Source organism: Clostridioides sp. ES-W-0016-02, assembly GCF_020641035.1.
In the GTDB taxonomy this organism is placed as follows: Bacteria; Bacillota; Clostridia; order Peptostreptococcales; family Peptostreptococcaceae; genus Clostridioides.
Map to the genome: position 1 here is coordinate 2,107,269 of NZ_CP061361.1, position 25,254 is coordinate 2,132,522.

At 26.5% G+C, this 25,254-nt stretch carries 22 protein-coding genes; 8 read left to right on the forward strand and 14 right to left on the reverse strand.

The annotated features are described in order from the left end of the window. Positions 1 to 63 precede the first annotated feature (63 nt). The gene (locus IC758_RS10305) at positions 64 to 510 is read right to left on the reverse strand and encodes a hypothetical protein (protein WP_227823936.1); all 447 of its coding nucleotides are present in this window, start codon (positions 508 to 510) and stop codon (positions 64 to 66) included. A gap of 270 nt (positions 511 to 780) precedes the next feature. Here IC758_RS10305 and IC758_RS10310 point away from each other — a divergent pair, with 270 nt between their 5' ends. Beyond that, complete coding sequence (locus IC758_RS10310) at positions 781 to 1,059, forward strand: hypothetical protein (protein WP_227435168.1); 279 nt, start codon at positions 781 to 783, stop codon at positions 1,057 to 1,059. Between the two features lie 146 nt (positions 1,060 to 1,205). Here the strand turns inward: IC758_RS10310 and IC758_RS10315 are convergent, their stop codons facing one another. From IC758_RS10315 to IC758_RS10340, 6 genes are all read right to left on the reverse strand, one after another. Continuing rightward, positions 1,206 to 1,937, reverse strand: coding sequence for a hypothetical protein (locus IC758_RS10315; protein ID WP_227435165.1), 732 nt, complete (start codon positions 1,935 to 1,937; stop codon positions 1,206 to 1,208). A gap of 148 nt (positions 1,938 to 2,085) precedes the next feature. Continuing rightward, a complete protein-coding gene (trmB, locus tag IC758_RS10320) occupies positions 2,086 to 2,730 on the reverse strand; it encodes a tRNA (guanosine(46)-N7)-methyltransferase TrmB (protein WP_227435163.1) in 645 nt (214 codons plus the stop codon). Between the two features lie 139 nt (positions 2,731 to 2,869). After that, positions 2,870 to 3,190, reverse strand: coding sequence for a Fe-S cluster assembly protein HesB (locus IC758_RS10325; protein WP_227435162.1), 321 nt, complete (start codon positions 3,188 to 3,190; stop codon positions 2,870 to 2,872). 343 nt (positions 3,191 to 3,533) lie between these two features. Continuing rightward, positions 3,534 to 4,223, reverse strand: a complete 690-nt coding sequence (locus IC758_RS10330) for an ABC transporter ATP-binding protein (protein ID WP_227482654.1) — start codon at positions 4,221 to 4,223, stop codon at positions 3,534 to 3,536. A gap of 16 nt (positions 4,224 to 4,239) precedes the next feature. Beyond that, positions 4,240 to 6,720, reverse strand: a complete 2,481-nt coding sequence (locus IC758_RS10335; RefSeq protein WP_227860398.1) for an ABC transporter permease — start codon at positions 6,718 to 6,720, stop codon at positions 4,240 to 4,242. A gap of 242 nt (positions 6,721 to 6,962) precedes the next feature. After that, complete coding sequence (locus IC758_RS10340) at positions 6,963 to 8,369, reverse strand: sensor histidine kinase (protein WP_227860399.1); 1,407 nt, start codon at positions 8,367 to 8,369, stop codon at positions 6,963 to 6,965. Positions 8,370 to 8,872: 503 nt separating this feature from the next. Here IC758_RS10340 and IC758_RS10345 point away from each other — a divergent pair. Continuing rightward, entirely contained in the window at positions 8,873 to 9,733 is an 861-nt protein-coding gene (locus IC758_RS10345; protein ID WP_227435158.1) for a YitT family protein, read from the forward strand. A 168-nt stretch (positions 9,734 to 9,901) separates the two neighbouring features. On the opposite strand, the gene IC758_RS10350 is transcribed toward IC758_RS10345, so the two are convergent. Together IC758_RS10350 and IC758_RS10355 are read right to left on the reverse strand one after the other, a co-directional pair. Then, the gene (locus IC758_RS10350; protein ID WP_227435157.1) at positions 9,902 to 10,456 is read right to left on the reverse strand and encodes a GNAT family N-acetyltransferase; all 555 of its coding nucleotides are present in this window, start codon (positions 10,454 to 10,456) and stop codon (positions 9,902 to 9,904) included. A 254-nt stretch (positions 10,457 to 10,710) separates the two neighbouring features. Further along, entirely contained in the window at positions 10,711 to 11,598 is an 888-nt protein-coding gene (locus IC758_RS10355; protein ID WP_227435156.1) for a LysR family transcriptional regulator, read from the reverse strand. Between the two features lie 118 nt (positions 11,599 to 11,716). Here IC758_RS10355 and IC758_RS10360 point away from each other — a divergent pair, with 118 nt between their 5' ends. Then, entirely contained in the window at positions 11,717 to 12,916 is a 1,200-nt protein-coding gene (locus tag IC758_RS10360) for a coenzyme F420-0:L-glutamate ligase (protein ID WP_227435155.1), read from the forward strand. Positions 12,917 to 13,055: 139 nt separating this feature from the next. Here the strand turns inward: IC758_RS10360 and IC758_RS10365 are convergent, their stop codons facing one another. From IC758_RS10365 to IC758_RS10385, 5 genes are all read right to left on the reverse strand, one after another. Continuing rightward, positions 13,056 to 15,611, reverse strand: coding sequence for an ABC transporter permease (locus tag IC758_RS10365; protein WP_227860400.1), 2,556 nt, complete (start codon positions 15,609 to 15,611; stop codon positions 13,056 to 13,058). After that, the gene (locus tag IC758_RS10370; RefSeq protein ID WP_227860401.1) at positions 15,608 to 16,294 is read right to left on the reverse strand and encodes an ABC transporter ATP-binding protein; all 687 of its coding nucleotides are present in this window, start codon (positions 16,292 to 16,294) and stop codon (positions 15,608 to 15,610) included. Before IC758_RS10370 ends, IC758_RS10365 begins: the two co-directional genes overlap by 4 nt. Positions 16,295 to 16,377: 83 nt before the next feature. After that, positions 16,378 to 17,286, reverse strand: coding sequence for a sensor histidine kinase (locus tag IC758_RS10375; RefSeq protein WP_227435152.1), 909 nt, complete (start codon positions 17,284 to 17,286; stop codon positions 16,378 to 16,380). 2 nt (positions 17,287 to 17,288) lie between these two features. Continuing rightward, on the reverse strand, positions 17,289 to 17,960 hold the full coding sequence (locus IC758_RS10380; RefSeq protein WP_227435151.1) for a response regulator transcription factor: 672 nt from the start codon (positions 17,958 to 17,960) through the stop codon (positions 17,289 to 17,291). Between the two features lie 145 nt (positions 17,961 to 18,105). After that, a complete protein-coding gene (locus IC758_RS10385) occupies positions 18,106 to 18,750 on the reverse strand; it encodes a TetR/AcrR family transcriptional regulator (RefSeq protein WP_227435150.1) in 645 nt (214 codons plus the stop codon). Positions 18,751 to 19,048: 298 nt separating this feature from the next. Between IC758_RS10385 and IC758_RS10390 the strand changes: the two genes are divergently transcribed. The 5 genes from IC758_RS10390 to IC758_RS10410 all read left to right on the forward strand — a co-directional run bounded on the left by IC758_RS10390 (position 19,049) and on the right by IC758_RS10410 (position 25,155). Next, positions 19,049 to 20,113 carry a 4Fe-4S dicluster domain-containing protein gene (locus IC758_RS10390; protein ID WP_227435149.1) on the forward strand — a complete coding sequence of 355 codons (1,065 nt, stop codon included), beginning with the start codon at positions 19,049 to 19,051 and terminating at the stop codon, positions 20,111 to 20,113. Positions 20,114 to 20,269: 156 nt separating this feature from the next. Then, a complete protein-coding gene (locus IC758_RS10395; RefSeq protein WP_227823943.1) occupies positions 20,270 to 20,956 on the forward strand; it encodes a response regulator transcription factor in 687 nt (228 codons plus the stop codon). Continuing rightward, the gene (locus IC758_RS10400) at positions 20,946 to 21,977 is read left to right on the forward strand and encodes a sensor histidine kinase (protein WP_227823944.1); all 1,032 of its coding nucleotides are present in this window, start codon (positions 20,946 to 20,948) and stop codon (positions 21,975 to 21,977) included. Before IC758_RS10395 ends, IC758_RS10400 begins: the two co-directional genes overlap by 11 nt. Positions 21,978 to 22,059: 82 nt before the next feature. Then, positions 22,060 to 22,725 (forward strand): ABC transporter ATP-binding protein, encoded by a 666-nt coding sequence (locus IC758_RS10405; RefSeq protein ID WP_227482645.1) that lies wholly within the window; start codon positions 22,060 to 22,062, stop codon positions 22,723 to 22,725. A 12-nt stretch (positions 22,726 to 22,737) separates the two neighbouring features. After that, the gene (locus tag IC758_RS10410; RefSeq protein WP_227834328.1) at positions 22,738 to 25,155 is read left to right on the forward strand and encodes an ABC transporter permease; all 2,418 of its coding nucleotides are present in this window, start codon (positions 22,738 to 22,740) and stop codon (positions 25,153 to 25,155) included. The last annotated feature ends 99 nt before the right edge of the window (positions 25,156 to 25,254 follow it).

Sequence of the window (25,254 nt, forward strand, 5' to 3'; positions counted from 1 at the left end):
AATACAATAAAATACAAATTAATACCTCGGGAATTTTTAAGACAAATACCAAAATTATGCAATTTAGACTTCGCTTTCTTTCATATTAGTATCATTTTCTTTGTTTTTATATAGTATATCTTTTAATTTAGTGATTAAAATACTACTATATAAGTTAAAAGTCATTAAAATTGCAGGAATTATAAAATAAAATCTAGCACCAATAAATCCAAAAACTACTGTAACAAGTATCAATCGTTTATTTAAAGTAAAAAATGGTATATCAAAAATACTTTTATCAGATGTATCTGGAGTATAAGAACGTATAATTCCAAAAATCAACGTTAGCATACAAAGTGGAAGTAATACATAGCTTGAAATTATTCCTAAAAATCCTATACTTTCAAAATAACTGCTAGCACTATTTGTATAAACAAACATATATCCATTTAAATAAGCACATATACATGATATAATACCAAAAGTTCCTCCTAAGGATTGAGTGTACCAATTAAAAAATTTAGATTCCATATACCTCGCCTCCTAAAACTGTATATATAATGATATGCATTTAAATAATGAAATATATCTTTATACACTCATGAACAAAATTTTATTAATTTTAATAATTTATATTTAAGAAATGCAAAGTATAGTGTAGTATATATTAATGTAGATAAAGTTTTATAGAACTTAATTAAATTATCTTATACGGATTTAGTACAAGTTTAAAAAGTTATATTAGGGTTTTATATTTGATTAAGCTGAAAAATTTATTATAAATGAAGGGATGTTTTCGCTTTGGTAGATACATTAGAGTTTGGTCTTAAAGTTTTATTTTTTATATTATCGATAATTTGGATGGGAAAAATAATGATTTTAAGAACTGATAAGCAAATAGTAATTAATCCTTTGCTTATTGGTATATCTGCAGTACTTGTGATGTTGCATACCTCACAAAGTAATATTGAGTTTTTTGGACTAGATGTTCAGTATATAAGAATAGTTTTGTATATAGTATATTCATTGATAATTTTAATAGGAATATGGTCTACTAACAAAAGAAATGGGATTTTTTAGATAATCTATTTATAGATATCTAAAGGTTGCTAGTAACAAAACATTAATATTAGTGCCTTGTTACTAGCAACCTTTGTTTTGATTTAATATTAAAATTAAAAATATAATAATTAAATAAGTTGTATAAATATACACTTTATTTTATGTTATTTTACATTTACAGTGATTAAAACTTCTTGAGATGTATTTAAATCATCTTTGTCATTTAGTATAACTTTCACTACTGCTTGCCCTTTATTATTACCCTTAATAATCATATCTTTACATGAAAGTATACTCTTATCACTTACAGATACCACAAAGTTTAAATCTTTCGGAAGGCTATTAGTTACTTCCCAGTATTTGTAATAACTATCAATTTTCTTTGTAACTATTTTTCTCAAATCAATACTCTCGCCTTTTGATATGTCAATATTATGGTATTTAGAATCTAATTTATATTGATTATCTTTTGTATCAATAAAATTCAAATCACAATTTACATCTACACCATTATTTGAAAGAGAATTAACTGTATTATCATTAATTAAATAATTATTTGCAAGATTAATTGAGTCCATATCTTTTAGACCTAGTATTTCTCTAGGAAGTTCCTTTATGTTATTGTTCCAAAAAATAAAATTGTCTATGTTTTCAAGATATGATATACCTTTTAAATTTGAAATATTTTCTCCAGTTGCATAAAATTCACCATCCAAAGCCTTTATATTACTTATAGTCATTTCATCTGGATTTACATATCGCTTTACAACTGCTCTCAGGTTAGCATCAGGAAAAATATCTTTAAGTTGGTTTTCACTTAAAATCTTATCGTTTGAATTTATTGGATTTAAAGCCGTCGCAGAAATAAGAAATGGTATTAAATTAGCTAAATTCATAGCACCCTCCCACATAAAACAAAATTTTTTACATAGTAAATTAATTTCTATGAGAGGGCTCTGTTTCCTTGTTATATATGCCTACTTTCGTACACTTTATTAATATAAATTAGCATAAATTTCTACTATTAAACTTATAAACATATTACTAGTTACGTTTTTTAGCTTCACATCTAAATATTCGCATTCCTTGTGACATAAATTTATCCTCATACTCTGTTGTAACATTATTTTTATACTCACTACTGCTTAAATCAAGAGAAATGTTCTTTAAGAGCCAATTATTTGCAGCAATTTCATTTAAACTAAACTCGAATAATTTTTCATTATCTGTTTTGAAATGAATTTCTCCATTATCTTCTAAAATATTATTATACATCTCTAAAAATCCAGAATGAGTAAGTCTTCTTTTACTCCATCTATTTTTTGGCCATGGGTCACAAAAATTTATATAAATCCTAGATAATTCTTTAGATTCAAAATAATTTAGAATATCACTTACATCAGCCCATAAAAATAATATATTATTTAAATTAGAAACATCAGCTTTTTCAACAGCCTTTAAAAGTACTTCTTCCTTTAATTCCATAGCAATATAGTTTATATCAGGATTTTGCTTGGCCAAGGTTGTAATAAATTGACCTTTTCCAGTTCCAAATTCAACATGTATTGGATTATCATTTCCAAATTTTATACTCCATTTGCCCTTTAACTTGTCTATATCTTCTCTTAAGACATATTCTGTATAACTTAAAAGTTTTTCATCTGCACCTTTTTTTCGTCTTCTTCTCACAATAAATTCTCCTTACATATAAAAATTAGTAAAATACATTTTTTATTATACATTATCTTACTTAAAAATAAAAAGAACTCTCTTAGAATAGAAAATTATTTCTATCAAAGAGAGTTCTCAATATACTAAAAAATCAATTCTAGTGGCACCCTGAACAACCAGAGCATCCTCCTCCACCTTGATCTTTCATATTTTCTGGAATTACTCTAAATCCAAATCCTGTATCTTCTATAATTATATCTCCATATTGACTATATTCATCAGAGCTCATCACAAATTGTAATTCTCCGACTTCATAAGTTAAGTCATCTTCTTTTTTCTCATCTAAAGCTAATCCAAAAGAAGGACCTCCACAACCAACACCTGCAAAGTATACTCTTACATTGTTAGGTTTATCTTGATTGTCTTTTAAGATACTTTTTAAAGTATCAATAGCTGTTTCTGGTAAAGTAATTTTCATCAAATCATTCCCTTTCAAGTATTTTATTAAAACAATATCTATTATATACCCATATAACGTATATAATCAATTAGTTTTTGTATATTTTGCCAAAACTTCTACCAATTATTACTTAGACTTTTAAATATTTTATTGTCTTAAATAAATACCCTAATAATATGTTTAATAAACAATAAATAAAATAATTTACATAGAGTATAATTTTTTATTCATTGTCTTAATATTATAACACATTTAACATATTCTAATTCATATATATAAAAATTATACAATCTAAAAAGACTTGAAATCTTTAAGAATATTTAAAATTATTATGTAAAAATTACCAAAATATATCTATTAATTATTCTGCTATTACACCATCTAGAACTGTAATAATACGATTACTACTTCCAGCAGCTTCAGGTGAATGAGTCACCATAATTATTGTTTGACCACTTTCTTGATTTATTTTACGGAGTAATTGCATTATTTCTGCTCCTGTCTTACTGTCTAAGTTTCCAGTAGGTTCATCAGCAAATAAAATCTCTGGTTTTCCTATTAATGCACGTGCTATTGCAACACGTTGTTGTTGACCACCTGACAACTTACGTGGAATATGTTTACGTTTATCTGATAATCCAACAATTTCCAAAATATCGTTTAATTGATTTTTGTAATCATTCATTTTTTTCCCATCTAGTAATAGAGGTAGCATAATATTTTCTTCAACATTTAAATTAGGTATTAAATTATAAAATTGGAATACAAACCCTATATTTCTACGACGTATTATACTCATCTTATCGTCATTGAAATGTGATATATCTGTTCCATTCATATATACCTTTCCACTTGTTGGAGTATCTAGCCCACCTAAAATATATAAAAGAGTACTCTTGCCAGAACCAGATTGTCCCATAATAGAAACGAACTCACCTTTCATCACCTGTAAAGATATATCTTTTAAAACTTTAGTAGTTGTATTATCAACTTTAAATTCTTTAATAATATTTTTTGCTTCTATTGCTATACTTTTATAGCTTGCTTTCATGTGTTATCCTCCATTTTTATTCAAATTTAATTTCTTCTACTAATTTCATTTTCTTTCCTTTTATAATTGGTACTACTGAACCGATTAATGTTACCGTAATACCTAACATTCCAACAAAAATGAATGTTTTAAAATCTAAATCTGGTGTCATTGAAATCTTTGGTCCTGCAACTATGAAAATCGTCTGAATTTCTAATATAGATATTAATACTCCAATAAAAGCACCAAATAAACCTGATGTAAATCCTTCAATTAAAGTCATTTTAATATTCTGTTTATCACTTTGTCCTACAGATTTATACATAGCTATAGAACGTCGCTTTTGAATATAGTTTATCAATAGATTATTAATTATACCTACTGTAGCAAGCAGTAAAATAAAATAGGTCATATTATTCATAGGAGATAAAAAGCTATTTATAGTATTTAAAGAGTCATTGTTGAATTCCTCAACAGTACGACTCCAATTAGATGTATCTCCAAATAAATCTCTTATCTGAATCATAATCACATCTGGATTGACTGCTGTGTAAGCTAAAAATCCATATGTAGTTTTATCGAAATCACTAACTGCATAACGAGATGGTATAACAGCTTCTACATCATTTGCGCGAGATTTAAAACTTCCAACTATTGTGTAAAAAACCTTTTTATCACCATCAGATACAATTATTTTATCCCCTACAGAGAAACTTGTTTTTTTAAGTGTATCTTCATTTAAAATAATAGAGCGTTCTTTTTCAAAAGATTTAATTGCTACTTCCTTCATATGAGAATTAGTATAATTTATTGCAAACATAGAACTATATGATTTTATATTATCAGTTGCTTCTACTCTTGAAAATTTTATACTGTCACAAGATATTTCATTGTTCATAACATAGATAGGTAAAACTTTTTTAATTCCATCCATGTGTTTAACATTTTCAATAAATTCTTGATTCATATTTCCATCTGCGAATCCCTGTAACTTGGCATCACGAAATACATCGCCTATATATGTCTTGACAAAACTTCCTACAACACTTATTGCAATTACAGCAGAAATACTTATAAATAGTAATGTAATGTTTTGTGTGATATTTTTATTATTCTTCATATTTCTGGCAGCTAATTTACCTTCATTTCCCAAAATCTTTTCATAAATAAATTCAAATACTGTAGACATAGTATCAGTAAAAATAGGAATTAGAATAATAGTAGATATAATCAGTCCTAATAACGAAAATCCTCCAGCTAAATACAAAGTATTTTCAGTTGTTATCCTTGGAAGTAGAATAGATAAAAAAAGTACTATAAAACCTATACAAAATATAGTACGATTTGAAATATTCTTTTCTTCCACCGTTTCCAAAACAACATCTTTTATTGATAACTTACTAGTCTTTTTTATAGGTATATATGAACTAAGTAGAGAAACAATTATCGCTACTAAAAAAGAAGAAATAATTACTATTGGAGATATTACTGTTGGAATTGATATACCTTGTTCAAGAGAATTACCAAGACCATGAAGCATGAAATTTAAAACAACTATACCAATCGGAATTCCAAGTAACCCTCCAACACTTCCATATAATATACTTTCAAATAGTAAAATATTAGTTACTGTTTTTTTATTAGCACCAATACTTCGAAATGTTCCAATGATTGGAAGACGCTCTAATGTAATTACCTTGTAACTACTATATATAATAAAAATACTCATAGTTAATGCAAAAAAACTTATTAGGAAAAATGGCATTGTTTTCTGTCTAGCATCTGCAATTATCTGAGTTTCATTTACAGTATTTGATACTTTATATTCTTTAGTTGAAATTTTTTCTGATAATTCATTTATCAAATTTTCTGTTGTTATGTCGTTTTTCGGCTCTATCAAAATTTTTGTATATCCACTTTCTTTATTTAAAATTTTGGATAGTGTGTCTTTAGGTATTAATGCATTTACCCCTCTTGTATGTCTCAAAAAGACTGTGTCATATGCAGCAATATCAGCCACTTCAAAAGTGTAAGGCTTACTATAAATTTGTAAAGTGATTAAATCACCTTTTTTAATTTTATATTTTGATGTGAAACGGTCTGGAAGAATAATTTTATCACCAGAAAAATCAGTGATATTATTTCCATTTACCAATCGTGGTTTATTAATTTTGTTTAGTTGTGGTAAATCTGCTGCTATAATATCGAATGATTCATAATATCCATCTTCATGATAAACAGCAGAGCTTTTTAATATTCCGACTTTTGATTTTATGGAATGTAAATCTGGTATATCTTCTAAACTAATTAATTTATTTGAACCTGTACCTTGAACAGCTATTGTTGCAGTCCCAGCCATACCTCTTGCCATTTTTCTCTGTGCACTTTCATAAGACAATCCAATTGAAAAGGAAACGAAAAGTAAAACTGTTGATAAAATTACGGATAGCAACATAACTGCTGTTCTTATTTTTCGTTCTTTAATGTTTGTTAGGATATATTTTAATATAATTTTCAAATTTACACCTACTTTCTTGATTTAATGTAACTCTAAAGTTTCTTAATGCTAATTAATACTCCATAAATAAAGTCAGATAAAAAAGCTTTTACTTATGTAATGATAATCATAGAATTTTTTTATTTTCATTAAATTTCCTCCTAAAATTAAGCCTTCTCCTAAATAAGAAAAGGTTGATAACTACCATATAAATATGATAATTTATCAACCTTAATATATCTTTTATTTAACCTTATTTAACCTTAATTGATAGGAAAGGAAATATGAAATGTAGTTCCTAAAGATAAAATACTCTCAACCGATATAGTTCCTCTATGAAGCTCAATAATTTGCTTTGTTATTGCCAATCCCAAACCAGTTCCTTCTGTTTTTTGTTCTGTATTAGTGCCACGATAATAACGATTAAATAAATTTGATACTTCCTCCTCTGTCATTCCTTTCCCATTATCTAAAACAGTTATATTAATTTTATCATATATCATTACATTCAAAGAAACTTTGGTATCTTGGCTTCCATGCATAAAAGCATTAATAATCAGATTACTAAATGCACGCTTTAGAAGTGTAGAATCAAAAGTAAATTTAATATTGTCAATGTTACTGTCAAATTCAATTGTATTAGTTCCATATTCTGGATAGTTCAAAATATCAATAGCTAACTCTTTCAAAAACCTTATCAAGTTGCTATTTTGCTTATTCAACGGAATGATACCATTTTCTAATTGATATGTTAACTTTAAATCGCTAATAAGTGTATTTGTATATTCTATATTCTTAAGCATGATAGAAGCATATTTATGTACTTGTTCATATGAAAGAATATTATCAGTGTCTACAAGTATCTCTGCATATCCTTTTATTGGCGAAAGGGGAGTTTTTAAATCGTGAGTTATATTTGAAATCCATTCTTCTCGTATAATATCTGTTTTCTTTTTCATTTCATCACTGATATGAATTTCTTCATTAAGAGTATTCAAACTATCATAGACATCAGCAAAAGCTCCTTTCGCTTTGGTTGGAAGATATGTTCTCTTTGCAATATCACTAACAGAAGACGTGATTCGTGAAATAAATTTTGTTACCCAATATCCATAGACAATTCCAGAAATTAAAACTATTAAAAATATAATACCTATTATTGAAAGCACAATAGGTTTTCCACCTATAAATTTAGTCCCATCAAAAAACATTGTTACTTTAGAAATATTAAGTGGAAAGTGTATAATATAAATAAATTCATCCTCATTATTTTTAATAGTACTCAAGTATACCGTATCAGCATTTGGAGTATCTTTCTTGGCTAATTCCAATAACTCAGAATTAGAATAATGATTTTTATGATTTTTTGGTTCTGAAAATCCATAAACTCTATTTCCATAACTATCTAAGATTTGTATCCATAATTGATTTTCTCGAAGCTTTTCCAAACCAGATTGTTTTATTTGTGGTTTATTATCTATAAATATAATTTGCTCAATAAAACTTTCCATAAAATTTTGAGGCCAGTCACTACGTATGCTTTTTCCATTTGGATGCTGAACATTAATAAGTGATAAGAAAATTCCTATTGCAGTTAAAGCCAGGCAGAAAAGCACTAAGAAAAAAATAATGTACGAGTAAAGTATTGTCCTGTATCCAGACTTACGCATTTAATCAACTCTTTTCCAAAACTTATATATTTGTGTTTTTTAACTATTTTTAAGGTAAATCTTCTTAAATATGATACTATCTTAAATTATATGTGTATAGTTTTATATTATCAAGTTATCTGTTATTTAATAAAGCACTATGACAATATATAAAACAGTGATGATATATAAAACAGTTTAAAATTACTTATTAAATATTAAACTATCTAAATCTGAATACAAAATAATATGTGTATATTAATGAAAATAGAAAAGCATATCATAGAACCACTTTTATAGGGGATACTTTAATAAAAGAATTAAAAATTATAACATATAAAAAATTTCCACTAAAAAATAATCGTGTTAGAAGAATGACAGAAAATCATGTACTTTGGAAATATTTCACAAATATTAAGAATAATAAAACACTTGAAATTGCTTATGTCAAGAAATTTTATATAATATAAACTGGTCAAATATGTTATAATATTAAATTGTGACAAGTTCATGGAGGTGTTTATATGAAAAAACAAAAGTCGCCAATTTTACTTGAAATGCTTGGGTTATTTTTTGGTTGTATATCAATGAGTATTGGTATAAATATGTTTTTAAAACCACATACAATTGCTCCTGGAGGGCTTAGTGGTCTATCTTTAGTGTTAAATAAAGTTACAGGGCTTCCAGTATCAGCTATCATGTTAATCATAGGTGTTCCATTAGTAATACTTGCTTTCAGAATTATGGGTACAAAAAATTCATTAAAAACGTTATTTGGGACAATAGTATTCTCTGCTATAGTCCAATTGACAGACCCACTATCAAAATTGAGATTAACTGATGACTTACTACTATCAGCTATTGCAGGAGGAATTTTAGTTGGGATAGGTTTAGGAATAATGTTTAAATCAGATGCTTCTACTGGAGGAACAGATTTAATTGCACTTATACTTAGTAAAAAGTTTCCAGGGATAAAAGCTACAAAATTTATGTCTTGTTTAGATGGAATGGTCGTTATATCTTCTGGTATAGTAAATCGTAGTATAGAAACAGGCCTTTACTCTGGGATAGCACTTTGTGTCTTAATAAAAATAGCAGATATGATAATGGAAGGATTTGATCATTCAAAAGCATTTTTTATTATTTCTGAAGAACCTGAAGGTTTAAGACAAGCCATAACAAAAGAACTTGATAGAGGTCTTACTATTCTTGATGGTAAAGGTGGTTACACTAGAGAAAACAAGGAAGTACTACTTGTTGTAGTTTCTAAAAAGCAAGAACTTTATCTTAAGAGATTAGTTAAAAAGACTGACCCTACTGCATTTGTTATTGTTACAGATGTACATGAGGTTCTTGGAGAAGGATTTAAAAACTTAGAAAATTAATAAGTTGTTTTATAACTTTGTTTATATAGTTTTTAATAACTTATAGATGCCAAAATCATATCATATTAAAGTGTGAGTATATTAATTAATATACTAAACCTTTTTAGTAGATATAATATGATTTTGGCATTGTTTTTATCTAACATTTATTAGAATACTAAATACTCATTATTTTTTCAATTCATACTGATAACATGGGACATTTTTTATTGTGCTTCCAGTATGAATTTTTTTGATATATTTTCCTACACATTTAAAACCCAATAAATCTAATGATTTTGTAGAATTCGCATTTTCCTCATAGGTTATCGCAATGATTTTATTTAGATTTAGTTCTCTAAATCCATATTGTATTACTCTTTTAGTTATCTCAGTAGCAAAGTCATGACCCCAGTAATTGGGATTAATACATACGCCAATTTCAGCTTCCAATGCCTTTGGATTTATATTATTAAACCCCATATTCCCAATAACTTTATTATCTCTTTTGTACACTATTGCAAAGTGACCTATTTTTCCTTTTTTATATGGATTTAAAAAAAATGATTTTATAAATTTTCTTGTGTCTTCTAAAGACTTATGCTCATTAAATGGTAAATGTTTTACTACTACTTTATTTTTATAACAATCAAAAAAATCCTCGGTATCATTTAATGATGCCGGTCTTAGTATGCAGTTTCTAGTTTCTAAGGTTTTCATTTGAGGATATTCAGAATCAGACATTTCTAATCCTCCTTTATACATTAATCTAATATACTGTTCATATTTAAAATACGATATTAATTATATAAATGTGCTCAAATTAACCTTATTTCTAATTTAATAAAAATTAGCTTATTATAAATCTCTCAAATCTACAACATTATTAGTAATAATATAAGTTCTCTACTAGTTCTATTTATTGTAAGATACATGTATATGTAGGTACTTTTTAATTTATTTTTATTAAACTTATTTTAGAAATGCCAAATATAAACTTACATATTATTAGATATCATACTTAAAAACTCTTTTGTTGCTAGTGATAGAGAGATATTTTTCAAATGGCAATAACCTATACTTCTTTTAGGTATTGGCTCTTTTATGTCTAATTTGAATAATTTTCCACTATTTAAGTAATCTATGCTAAATTCTTCTATAACACAAGATACTCCAAGATTTATATATGCAAATTCTAAAAGTAATTCATGAGAGCCTAATTCTATATCTGGGTTTAGTTTTATACCTTTTGATAAAAAATATTCATTTACATAAAGCCTTGAATTTGCTTTATTTTCTAACATTATCAAAGGTAACAAATTTAATTCTTCTAAAGATATTTGCTTTCCTTTGTATTCTATGTAATCATTTGCACATACAAATATGTCATGTATCTCAATACATTCAACGATATTTAATGTTTCATCTTCTATTGGCATATTTATGATTGCTATATCAATATTACCATCTTTAAGTAAGGATATAAGCTCTCTACTAGTTCTATTTATTGTAGATACATGTATATGTGGGTATTTCTTATGAAAAATTTCCAAATACTTTAATAGAAAAAAACGTGCTGCTGTATCTCCTACTCCAATTTTTAATGAACCATATTCCAATTTTTTAAATTTATTTATTCTATCTTCTCCTGATGCGATTAAGTTTAATGCAGTAGCAACATGTTCACTTAAAATTTTCCCTTCTGGAGTTAACTTTACACCTTTATTATTTCTATAAAATAATATAGTATCTAATTGTTCTTCTAATTGTTTAATTGATTGGCTTACAGCTGGCTGTGACATAAATAATTCTTTGGCAGCAACAGAAAAGCTCTTATGACTTACAACTGCATTGAAAACTTTATATAATTCAAGTTTTACGTTCATACATAACTACTCCTTATATCAAATATTAGTATTATTTATTTTACTTATGATTATATTTGAATTATAATATACATGGTACTAATATGACAATATTAATTCTTTAGGAGGATTTTAAATAATGGATAGATTAGTTGGAACTGTTTCAAGAGGTGTTAGAGCACCTATTATAAGACAAGGAGATGACTTAGTTAAAATAGTTGTTGATTCTGTCTTAAATGCATCAAAGAGTGAAAACTTTGAAGTTAGAGACAAAGATGTAATTGCTGTTACAGAAGCTGTTGTTGCTAGAGCACAAGGAAACTATGCTCATGTTGACAATATAGCGAAAGATGTAAAAGATAAATTTGGAGATGATACTGTTGGTGTTATATTTCCAATTTTAAGTAGAAATCGTTTTGCAATATGTCTAAAGGGTATTGCAAAAGGATGTAGAAAAGTTGTATTAATGTTAAGCTACCCTTCTGATGAGGTTGGAAATCACTTGATAAGTATTGATGAACTTGATGACAAAGGAATAAACCCTTGGTCAGATGTGTTAACAGAAGAAAAATATAGAGAACTATTTGGATATAATAAACATACATTTACTGGTGTTGATTATGTTGATTATTATAAAAATTTAATTAAAGAGTGTGGTGCAGAAGTAGAAATAGTTTTTGCTAACAACCCAAAAACTATACTTAATTACACAACAAGTGTTTTAACTTGTGATATACATACAAGACAAAGAACAAAGAGAATTTTAAATCAAAATGGTGCTAAAAAGGTATATTCTCTTGATGATATAATGACATCAAGTGTAGATGGTAGTGGGTATAATGACCAATATGGACTTTTAGGTTCAAACAAAGCTACAGAAGAAACTGTAAAATTATTCCCTATAAATTGTGATGAAGTTGTAAATAAAATTCAAAGCAATATAAAAGAAATTACAGGTAAAAATGTAGAGGTAATGGTTTATGGAGATGGAGCGTTCAAAGACCCTGTAGGGAAAATATGGGAGCTAGCTGACCCAGTAGTTTCTCCTGCTTATACAAAAGGCTTAGAAGGTACTCCAAATGAGGTGAAATTAAAATATTTAGCTGATAATGATTTTGCTGACTTATCTGGAGATGAGTTAAAAGAAGCAATTTCAAAATACATAGTTGAAAAAGATAATAAATCTGATGATTTAACAGGAAATATGGTTTCTCAAGGTACTACTCCAAGAAGACTTACAGACCTTATAGGTTCTTTAGCAGATTTAACTTCTGGAAGTGGAGATAAAGGTACTCCTATTATTTACATACAAGGTTATTTTGATAACTATACAAAATAATATATTTTAAAGCATTTTATGTAATTTATTTAGATTAAAAACTAATATAGACCTCTTAATTGACATAACTTTACTGTATATCAATTAAGAGGTTATTTAATATTTACATAGTTTAATTTATTAATCTTTATTAAGAATTTTAATCTCTATTTATTTCTGAAATAATATCACTCTTTAATATTTGTTTTACTGGAATGATAACTGCAACAATACTAATAGTAATATTTAAAATAATCATACCCACATATAGAGACATATTTATATTGAAAACTGGATTTATATATAAATATACGCGTTTTACTATAAAATAAATCATAGATTGCCCAATAATACTTCCAATTACCATTATAATACTTGCATATAGTCCATATAAAAAACCTTCCCTCATCATCATAATCAAAAACTTATTATCTGTGATTCCCATAGCTCTTAAAATTCCAAATTCATGTCTTCGTGAAAAAACTAAATAACTCACTGTATTGATAATATGAAACAAACTTATGCTTAGAAGTACAAATACGATACCATATATAAACAATAATTTCTGGTTTAAATAAATATTATTTTTTTCAATAGCAATAGTATAATCTGTCACAATACATCGTTTTATATTATGTATAACATTTTTTATTTCTTTAGCTACTTCCATGCTATTGCTTTCTTTCGTCTTTTTTATACTGGCCATATTGTAATTTATGATATTAAAATTACTTTCCATTTGTTCATTTGTCATAACTATATCCATGCCATAATCGCCAATAAAGTATATATTATTTGCCATTACACGTTTTACAGTAGCAGCAACTACAAATTCTTTTACTGTATAATCATTTTTATCTTCTTCTTTAAACTTAATAGTCTCATCAGTAGGTTTCATTGTTTTTGGCACTTTAACTTTGATAGTATCTCCTGGCTTTATGTCAACTGCACCATATATACCAGTACCATCCATAGGAAGTCTAACAATCACTTTATTATTTTTAACCATGTCAGAATTATCAATTTTTCCATCAATAATATAAGGATTTAATCCTTTTAACATGTTAGCATTATATCCATAGATATTTGTCTTTAAAAGGTATCCCCCATCACTTTGTTTAGTGCAAATTCCATTGAAAAAATTCTTTATTCTGTAATCTTTTTCAAGAGGTTTAAAGAAATTTTTCCAAAGTAATTGTTCATCTCTAATGTGTATACCGCCAAAAAAATACCTTACTGGGTGAATACTTGATACACCTTCTACTTCGTTTAGTCTTGAAATTTTATCTTTTGGTATTCCTATATCAAAATCAGTTGTTTGCATAGCTATTTGATAATCAGAATTTAAACCATCATCAGCCTTCATTGTAAGCTCGTTATTATTTCTAGTAAGTTGTATAGAATAGCTAGAACATAGAAAAATAATTCCCCCAAGTGCTAATGAACACAAAATCCCTATAAACATTCCTTTTTTTTGAGTCATATATTTATGAGATAATACTGCTGTCATGTTAGAAAACTTTATACTTTTTATCTCTCTATTCTGTTTACTAATAACTTCAAAATTTTTCATTGACTCAATACTAGAATATTTGCTTAGCTTATATACAACTCGTACAGTGATTAAAATTAACAATAATGCTAAAAACAAAAATCCTAAGTAAATAGATTTTTCACTTATAAAAAATGACCCTGGAATAATATCACTACCTAAGAATATATGAGGAAATTGTTGATGTATTGTTGAAGCTACTCCTATGCCTAAAATACATCCTATAGGAAAACCTATGATGAAAAGTAAAAATAATTCTAAAAACAAGAGTAGTAAAAGTTGCTTATTATTAGCACCTAACACTTCTAAAACGCCATATTGTGATATTCTTTGAAGTATCGAAACATGGAAAATACTATATATTGCTGCTGCACTAAATATTCCAATAATCAAAACAATTGCATTTGTATTTAATTTTAAAGAATTTAAAAATTGAAATACACTATATCTTTCAAAAGTTATTGGAGGTTTTACACCAAATTCACTTGATAAATTCCAGTTTACATAGGAACTTTTTTTCGATATACTAAATTCTCTCATAAATCTAGCACTCTGTTTTTTTATATTTTTATTTTCATCAAATTTTACATAAACCATATAATTACCATTTTCTTCAGAAAATGTAGAACTATCTACAAAGCCCTCTAAAGCAGTTTCTGGATTTAAAATATCAGATAAAATCCCACATAACTTATAAGTTTTTCCGTCTAATTTTATCTCTGTTCCAATTTTTTCTTTTATATTTAAATTATTTAATGAATAGGTATCAAGTGCTATTTCTCCTTCTTTGCTAGGAAGCTTTCCTTTCAATAATTTTCTACCTGTCATATCTAAATAAGATGAATCCACATTTAAAAAATTCATAATGAAAGGTTCATCTATAGAACCTTTAGTATTTGTGATACCAAGTCTATTTACAGTGTATTCATTTGATTTTTTGTTTTTCTTAATTTTTTGTAGTTGTTTATTATCTACCTTAAAATAAAAATGATAATCTCCATTATCCGCTCTTATTTTCTCAATTTTACTTTTATTTGCACTATTTACTAAAGAACCAATTCCTGTCAATAAGGCTACTGATAGTACGATGCTTAAGATTATAGATATAGATTGTTTTTTATAATGTTTAATATATTGAATTGCAAACTTCATTAAAGATATCATAGTATTTCACCACCATTATTTACTACAATTCCATCTTCAATATGTATGATAGAATCGCATATTTGTGCTAAATTTTCATTATGTGTTACCATAAGTATTGTTTGGTGAAATTTTGCACTACTTTCTTTTAGTAAACATACTACTTCCATTGTAGTCTTACTATCGAGATTTCCTGTTGGTTCATCAGCTAGTATAAGTGCAGGTTTATTTGCTAAGGCTCTAGCAATTGCTACTCTCTGTTGTTGTCCACCAGAAAGTTCACTTGGAAATTTTAGACGTTTGTCCCAAATACCTAATGTATTCATTAACATTTCAATATAGCTATGATCTACATAATTTCCTTTATCCAATGTAACAGGAAGAGCAATATTATCATAGACATTTAATACTGGTATTAAACTGTAATTTTGAAATATAAAACCTATATTCCTTCTTCTAAATACAGTCAAATCCTTTTTTCTTAATTTAGATATGTTTTTACCCTTAATTATTACATCTCCTGATGATGGGCTATCCAACCCACCTATAATGTTTAATAATGTACTTTTACCAGACCCAGAAGTTCCAACTATAGCAGTAAATGTAGACTTTTCAATTTCTATGTTTACCCCATTTAGTGCATTGACCTTGTTTTCATATTCTCCATAATGTTTTACTAAATGATTCGTCACTAATATACTCATTTTATTTCTCCTTTCAACATAACTTAAAATATAAGTTCTTATAAGATATTGTAAGTGACGATAATTACACCCATCCTACAAAGTTAATTTAAACTCTTACAATTTTGTAAGAAGATACTAAAACAACTTCCGCTTCCTAATTTGGATTCTACTATAATATTCCCTTTTTCTTTTTCTAAAATTAATCTTGTAAGATAGAGACCAATTCCTGTACCATTTTGATTTTCAACATTTTTACCTCTATAAAATCGTTTAAAAATATTGTTCAACTCTTTACCATCAATGCCTATTCCTTCATCTTTGATTATAATTTTAGTGTATAGTTCCATTTTTTCTACAGAAATAGTAATCATACTATTTGATGGTGAATATTTTATTGCATTTTCTAAGACATTTACAATTGCCTCTATAGTCCATTTTTTATTATGAAATAACTTTATATCTGAAAATATTTCTAAATTTATTTTTATGTTTTTAGATTCTGCTTTATTAAAAACAGTACTAATACTTTGAACAATAGTGTCTTTAATTAGTAGTTCTTCTGCTTCAAATTTGATAACCCCATCTTCTAATTTAGTCATCTTAAATAGAGACTCTAATAACCAGTCAATTTTAAAAGTTTGATTTTTCATTTTTTGTAAAAATTCTACTTTTTTTGATGTAGGAAGATTACTATTTTCTAAAAGTTCACAGTAAATGGTAATATTTGAAAGTGGTGTTTTTAATTGATGTGACATATTTGAAATTAAACTTTTAATTGCTTCCTTTTCTGATTTTGACTGCTCTACTTCTATCTCTATCATATCTTTAACTTTTTTTACTTGGTAAGAAATTTTTGATATTCTTGTATCTTTTGTATCTGGATAAGAAATTTCTTTACCTTCCAATAATTGATTTAGCATTAGACTTAATTCGTCACATGTATTTTGACTTTTTTTAATAGTTATTATAGCTATAATTATCATACATATTGCAACAAATAATAGTAACATATTTATTCCACCTCATTCCATAGATAGCCCATTCCATAAGCTGTTTTTATATACTTTGGATTAGATGGATTATCCTCTACCTTCATTCTAAGTCTTCTTATATTTACAGATATAATATTCTCATCAACATAATTTTCTTCACTATCCCATATATGATGTAAAATTTGTTCCTTCAATAATATTTGTCCTTTATTCTCAATTAAATAATTAATAAGCTTATATTCTACAGCACTAAGTTCCAAATCTACTTCATTTTTATACACCTTTAATAACTTTTGGTCTAATCTTATACCATTAGAATACAGCACTTTATTATTTGATTTTTTTCTTATTGCTACTTTAACCCTCGCTTTTAATACAGACAAAGAAAACGGCTTTGTGATATAATCATCTAAACCTATTTCTAATCCTGTTACCTCATCAATCTCTGAATCTCTTGCAGTAAGCATTATAATTGGAATATCTGACATTTCTCGTATTTGCTTACATATATCAAATCCATTTCCGTCTGGCAGATTACAATCTAAAATTATAAAATCTATATTTTTATTATTAAATATATGTAAGCCCTCTTGTTTTGTATAAGCTTTTAAAACATTAAATCCTTCACTTTCAAAAGCATAAAAAAGACCTTCATTTAAGTTTGTATCATCTTCAATAATTAATAAATTCAATTTTCTACTCCTTTTATTTTTAAACTTTTAAAATAGTATTTCTTCTTATCTTTTGTTAAAAATATATTGATACACCTATTTTACTAAAAAAACTGTAATTAAATTTGTTTTTTCTCAAATCTAGTTACAGTTTTTTATTTATAGACTATTCACCTTTAGAACATTCTCTATAAAAGGCTTTAATTGATTTTAAATCATTATCAGTTATAATATGTACACCACTTGCACTTAATAAATTAGCAAGACACTCAATACGTTTGAAATGTTTTTCTGTACTCTCATTAAACAATACTGGGTCTAACCAAATATTTATTAATATTATAAATACTTCAGACATTTCGTTTGGATAATCAGTTTTAAAAATGCCTTCTTCAACACCTTGTTTTATTAAGCAAGATAGTAAAGGGGTCATTTCAAGCGTAGATGCTCTTATACTCTTCATAAATAAGATAGGTTTTTTTTGGAGGCACATATAATCAATCAATTTTTTCCTTATTTCTGAACTAGATATGTGTAAGATAAATTCAGACACTTTTTCTCTAATCGTAAAGTTAGGATTATTTAATATTAACTTTAAATTTTCCATCTCTACTTTTAAATTACTTGATATAATCTCTTCGAACAGGAGTTCTTTATCTTTAAAATGGTAGTATACAGATTCTTTAGATATATCAAGAGTATCCACAATTTGTTGCATAGTTACATCATCATAGTCATTTTCTTCGAATATTTTCCACGCAACGTCTAATATCTGACTTCTCATCTTGTCAGAATGTTTATTTCTTGACATATAAATTCACTTCTTTCTTTATCAATTTATATTAATTGTTCATACATTTATTATAATAAGATTTTTTACAGTATGTCAATACACACCATTTAAAGACAACAAATCGTATTTATTCTTAAATTTCTTATTATTTATCATTAATATAATTTATATGTAAAAATATTATAAAACATATATAAATACATATTATTTAATTTAATGACGCTTAAATTGAAAATATAACCTTATTCTTATATAATTAAATTATGTAAGGATAAGGTTATATGATTTAATTATACTTTTACTAGGGGGAATAGAATTGAAAAGGGTTGATGAAAGAAATACTATGTTTGCAAGAGCAAATTATAAAAAAAATGGTTTTGCTTATAATGACTATTATGAGAAAAATCCTGAAAAAAAAGAAGTTGATGATAGTATAAGAAGTAGACCAAATTTATGTAGTGAAGGAACTATGACTTATAATGAGATAAATTCTCCAATGGCAAGTAGTGCATTTGACTTTTTATCTGATATAAAATCACTATGTGAAGGAAAAGTTTGTGACAATAAAGTGGATGTAGATGCAAAATCTATGACTAAAAAGATAAAAGGGTTTGCAAAGCAATATGGAGCTTCTGTGGTTGGTATAACTAGATTAAAAGATTATCATATTTATACAAATAGAGGTAGACATGAAGAAAACTATGGTGAGGAAGTTAATCTATCTCACAAATATGCAATTGTATTTGGATGTGAAATGGATAAAGAAATGATAAACAGAGCCCCGATGATATGTGAAGTTATAGAAACTTCAAAATGTTATGTAGATGCATCTATTGTTGGCATGATTTTAAGTTATTACATAAGAAACCTAGGATATGATGCTAGAAATCATATGGATGCTAATTATCTAGTAATGCCTGTTTTTATAGCTCGTGATGCTGGATTGGGTGATATAGGAAGAAACGCAATACTTACAAATAAAGATTATGGTTCTAGACTTAGACTAGGGGTTGTTACTACAGATATTCCACTTATAGAAGATGAATATGTTGATTTTGGACTTGAAGACTTTTGCAAAGTATGTAAAAAATGTTCTTTTAATTGCCCTTCTCACTCACTTTCTAATGATATTAAAATTGGTGATGATGGAAAATATAATTGGGTGATTGAACATGAAACATGTTACATTAAATGGAGATATTTAGGCACAGACTGTGGTATGTGTATATCTGCTTGCCCATTTAGCCAAAACCTTGAAACTATAAAAAACACTACTTCTTTTAAAGGCAATAATGAGCTTATTGAGAAAGCTTTGGATGAATATACTTCAAAATTTGGTAAAAGAATATTTGTACCTGGAAATCCATCTTGGTTAAAATAATTTTATATATTTAATAAATAGTCTGTCCCATGATAAATTCTAGGACAGATTATTTATTAAGTATTTTATTTATATGAATATAATATGATAATTTAGCAACATTTTGATTATATAATTAGCTTTATATAGAATATTAAACATAAAAGGAGTGAATATATGAAAAAAATATTAGTAGTGGAAGATGATACTATATTAAATAAAACACTATCGTACAACTTAAATGAAGAGGGATATATGGTTATTTCAAAATTCACAGCTATATCTTCTTTAGAATCTATTGTTAAACACAAATTTGATTTAATTATTTTAGATGTTAATCTACCAGATAGAAGTGGATTTGATTTGTGCAAGAAAATTAAAGAAAATTATGATATCCCTATAATTTTTTTAACTGCCAATGATATGGAATATGATATGATTAAAGGTTATGAACTTGGAGCTTTGGATTATATAACAAAACCATTTAATATCAATGTGTTTAAACAAAAAGTAAGAGCACTTTTAAATCATATTACAACAAAAACAAAACAAGATTGCTATGATGATGGATATCTCAAGATTAACTTTTCTGAGTTCTGTGCATATATAAATGACAATCAAATTGTATTTACACCATTAGAATATCGTACTTTAAAACTATTTATTGAGAATCCCAAAAACATTCTAACAAGAAAAATACTTTTAGAAAAACTTTGGGATATAGATGCTAATTTTGTAGATGAACATACTTTGACATCTGTTATAAGTAGAATTAGAAGTAAAATTGAAAAAGATGGCTCTCAATACATTAAAACAGTATATGGTATGGGATACATGTGGATAGGTGAAAAAAATGAATTTTAAAAATTTTTCTTTTAATACTATTTATTTAATAATTGCTGTTAGTATGGCTCTTACAGCTATTCTATTCAATATAGCAATTTATATAATAACTAATGATTTTAAAATAGTTGTTCTATTATTGATATACACAATAATATTCTCTGGTTTTATATTATTAATCATGCTCTTACTTCATAAAAAAATAACTCTATTTTGCTCTGAGATATGTTTAACCTTAGATAAGATGATGAATAGTAAAGATAATCTGGAAATTACTTTGGAGGAAGAAACACTTTTGTCACGTATTAATCATAGACTGATTAGAATGTATGAAGTCATTCAAGAAAATCGCCACAATATTGCTATGGAAAAAGCTGATTTACAAGAATTAGTTTCTGATATCTCTCATCAAATCAAAACTCCTATTGCAAATTTAAAGATAATTAATAATACTCTACTGAATCAGAATCTTAAAACTGAAATTCAAAATGAGTTTTTGATGGATATGCAAGGTCAATTAGATAAATTAGAATTTTTAATGCAGTCTATGATAAAAACTTCAAGACTAGAGACAGGTATAATTTCATTATCTAAAAAAAAGAATTCGATTTATGAAACAATTGCGACTTCACTTAGTGGAATTTTATTTGATGCTGAAAAAAAGGACATTGAAGTTACAGTTGATTGTGATTCAAACTTATATATATGTCATGACAAAAAATGGACTTCTGAAGCTATTTTCAATATATTAGACAATGCAGTGAAGTACACAAGTCCTAAAGGTAAGATACATATATCTACAGAATGCTGGGTTATGTATGCTAAAATAGATATTACTGATACTGGAAAAGGCATATCAGAAAGTCACCAAGCAGAAATTTTTAAGAGATTCTATCGTGAGGAAGATGTACATGATATAGATGGTATTGGAATTGGTCTATATCTTTCAAGAAAAATTGTATCTCTTCAAGGTGGATATATCAAAGTTACATCAAAAATTGAAGAAGGCTCTACTTTTTCTATATTTTTACCTAATAAATAAATTTTTAAATATTTTATTTGTGATAATTCTGCAACATTTTGATTATATACTGTATTTACAATATATAAAGGAGGTCTTTATAGTGAGTATTTTACAAGTAACAGACTTAAAAAAATATTATGGGAGAAATTCAAACATTACAAAAGCTCTTGATGGTGTGAGCATATCTGTTGAAAAAGGTGAATTTATTTCTATTGTAGGTACATCTGGTAGTGGTAAATCTACATTATTAAATATTATGGGAGGTTTAGATAATCCTACATCTGGAAATGTCATTATAAGAGGAAAGGATTTATCAACTATGAATGATGAACAACTTACAATTTTTCGACGTAGAAATATAGGTTTTATATTTCAAAATTATAATCTTGTTCCTTTACTTAATGTATATGAAAATATCATTTTACCAATTGGATTGGATGGTGAAACACTAGATAAAGACTTTATAAATGAAATTATAAGTTTACTTGCACTAGATGAAAAATTATATGATGTACCAGGTAATCTTTCTGGAGGACAACAGCAACGTGTTGCTATTGCAAGAGCACTTGTGACGAAGCCTGCTATTGTACTTGCTGATGAACCAACAGGTAATCTTGACAGCAAAACTAGTGCAGATGTATTAGGCTTACTTAAGATGACAAGTGAGAAATTTAACCAAACAATTGTAATGATTACCCATAATAATGAAATTGCACAATTAGCAGATAGAATCGTTCGTATTGAAGATGGAAAAATTTATAACTAGGAGGTGAAATATATGTTTAAAAATAATAATGGTGCTTTCATTAGAAAAATAGCATTGAATGATTTAAAAATTAATAAACTTAAATTTTTTCTTTCAGGTATTATTATAATGATTTCCACATGTTTATTATTAACAACTACTTTAGTTTCATATAATGGCTCTATGGATTTGGTTAATTCATCTCCCTATCATGCGAGATATCAATCTGTAAATGAAAAATCAAAAACATTATTACAGCAAAATAAAAACTTTAGTAGTGTAGGAGTTTATAAGTCACTTGGTAGTGAGATAAAATCAGATTATAGAATGTCAATGATATATGTAGATAACACTGCAATTGAGCTTCTGAATTTTCAACTATTAAAGGGCGGTATGCCAACAAATAAATATGAAATTGCTATTTCAGAAAAATATCTATCTGAACTTGGCTTGAATAAAGACCTTGGAGATAGCATTACATTAAAATATCGCGACAATATTACTAACAAAGAAATACAAAACGATTTTATTATTGTTGGATTTGTAGAAAATTACTATCAAGATAATGCTAAGCAATACTATACAGTTGTTTCCAATGATTATCTCAAGGATATGGCTTCTACACCTTTACAAATCAAAAGTAATAATTTTAATGAAGCAACTCCAAACACTGTAGATGTATTAGTTAGATTATCAAAAGAAAATACAGAAAAATCCCCTACTTTAATTAAGACTCAATTAAGTGAAATTGGTTCCTCTTTAAATATTAAAAAACATAATATATATTTAAATGATAATTATATTGAATCAAATTTAATTGATGGTGAACAAGTTATTACAGTTTTAATAGTAGGAGTAATTATTCTTTTTTCTAGTTTGTTTGTTATTTATAGTATTTTTTATATTTCAGTTGTTAATTCAGTTCAAATGTATGCAAAGTTGAAAGCACTTGGTATGACTTCTTTTCAGTTGAAAAAGATTATTTACCTACAAGGAAATATTTTATCTATTATTTTTATTCCAATAGGCATTATATCTTCCTGCATAATTACATATATAATTCAGCCTTTAGCATGGCAAATGACTACTGACTTATTTATTATTCTAGTATTATCAATAGTAATATTTTTGACTGTAAGAATTTCTTTAAATAAGCCAGCTAGAATTATTTCAAAAACTTCCGCTATTGAAGCTATGCAATACACAGAAATTAAATCTAGAAATAAAATTAAAACACTTAATTATATAAATATTAAAAATTTAGCACTAAAAAATATTGAGGTAAATAGAAAGAAAAATTTAATAGCATTGATTTCATTGAGTATTAGTGGAATATTATTTATTTCAATTGCTAGTCTGTCTAATTCTATAGATTTTAATAAACAGATGTCTCAGACATTCGTTTATAATGAAAATTATATTATTGGAAATAAAATTGACAATTTGTATGAACGAATTACACAAATTCAGCAAAATAATCCATTTACAAACACTCTTAGAAATGAAATCAAATCAATTTATGGAGTACAAAAAGTAATTGAATCTAAAGGAATAAAATGTGAAGTTATATACCCTTCTATTAAGGATAAAGATGGAAGTAATGTTACAACTTTGATTGAAAGTGTCACACCAGAGCTTGCAAAATCATTCCAAAAGTATATTGTAAATGGTAAAGTTGATTATAAGCAATTGGATTCAAACAGCTTGATTGTAAATAAATATAGGACAAAATCTTATGGAGTTGATTTGAAAATTGGAAATACAATTACATTTAATATATTTAGTGGAAATGACATCATCAAAAAACAAATGAAAATAGTTGGAATAATTGATAATTCAAATACAGGATGCATGTTCTTTACTTCAGACAAGGCTTTAGATAAAATAACACCATATAATACAAATTTACATTTTTCAATTTTATCCGATAAAAAGTATTCAAAAGAAGTTGAAGAAAAACTATTAAATATTATTCAAAATAATTCAAATTTAATCCTTTATTCATATGATAGCGATTATAAAATGCTAACTAGAGCTTTTAAGTATATGATTATAGCTGCATATGTATTTGTTGGTTTAATTTCCTGTTTTGGTATCCTTAATATGACAAATATCCTTGTAAATAGTGTATTAACTAGAAAAAAAGAGTTTGCCTTACTTCAGGCGGTTGGAATGACAAAAAAACAGTTGCGCAAAATGCTCTATCGAGAAGGTTTAAATTTGAGTATTAAAGCTGTATTTGTATCAATTACATTGGGTTATTGTGGTTCAAAATTACTCTGCTTTTTTATAAAAGATGTTGTTAGATTAGACTTCATTAGTTTCAATTTCTCTATACTTTCTATTTTAATTTTTTCATTTATATTAATAGGCATGCAAATATTAATAATTGAATTCCTTATAAGAAATCTAGAAAAACAATCAATTACAAAACGTTTACGCTCTCAATAAAAATATATATAAAAATAGCTACTTTTATACTACACTCAACATAGATTTTCAAGATTTAGAGGGTCTGAAAACTTTGATTTTACGACCCTCTGTTTGTTT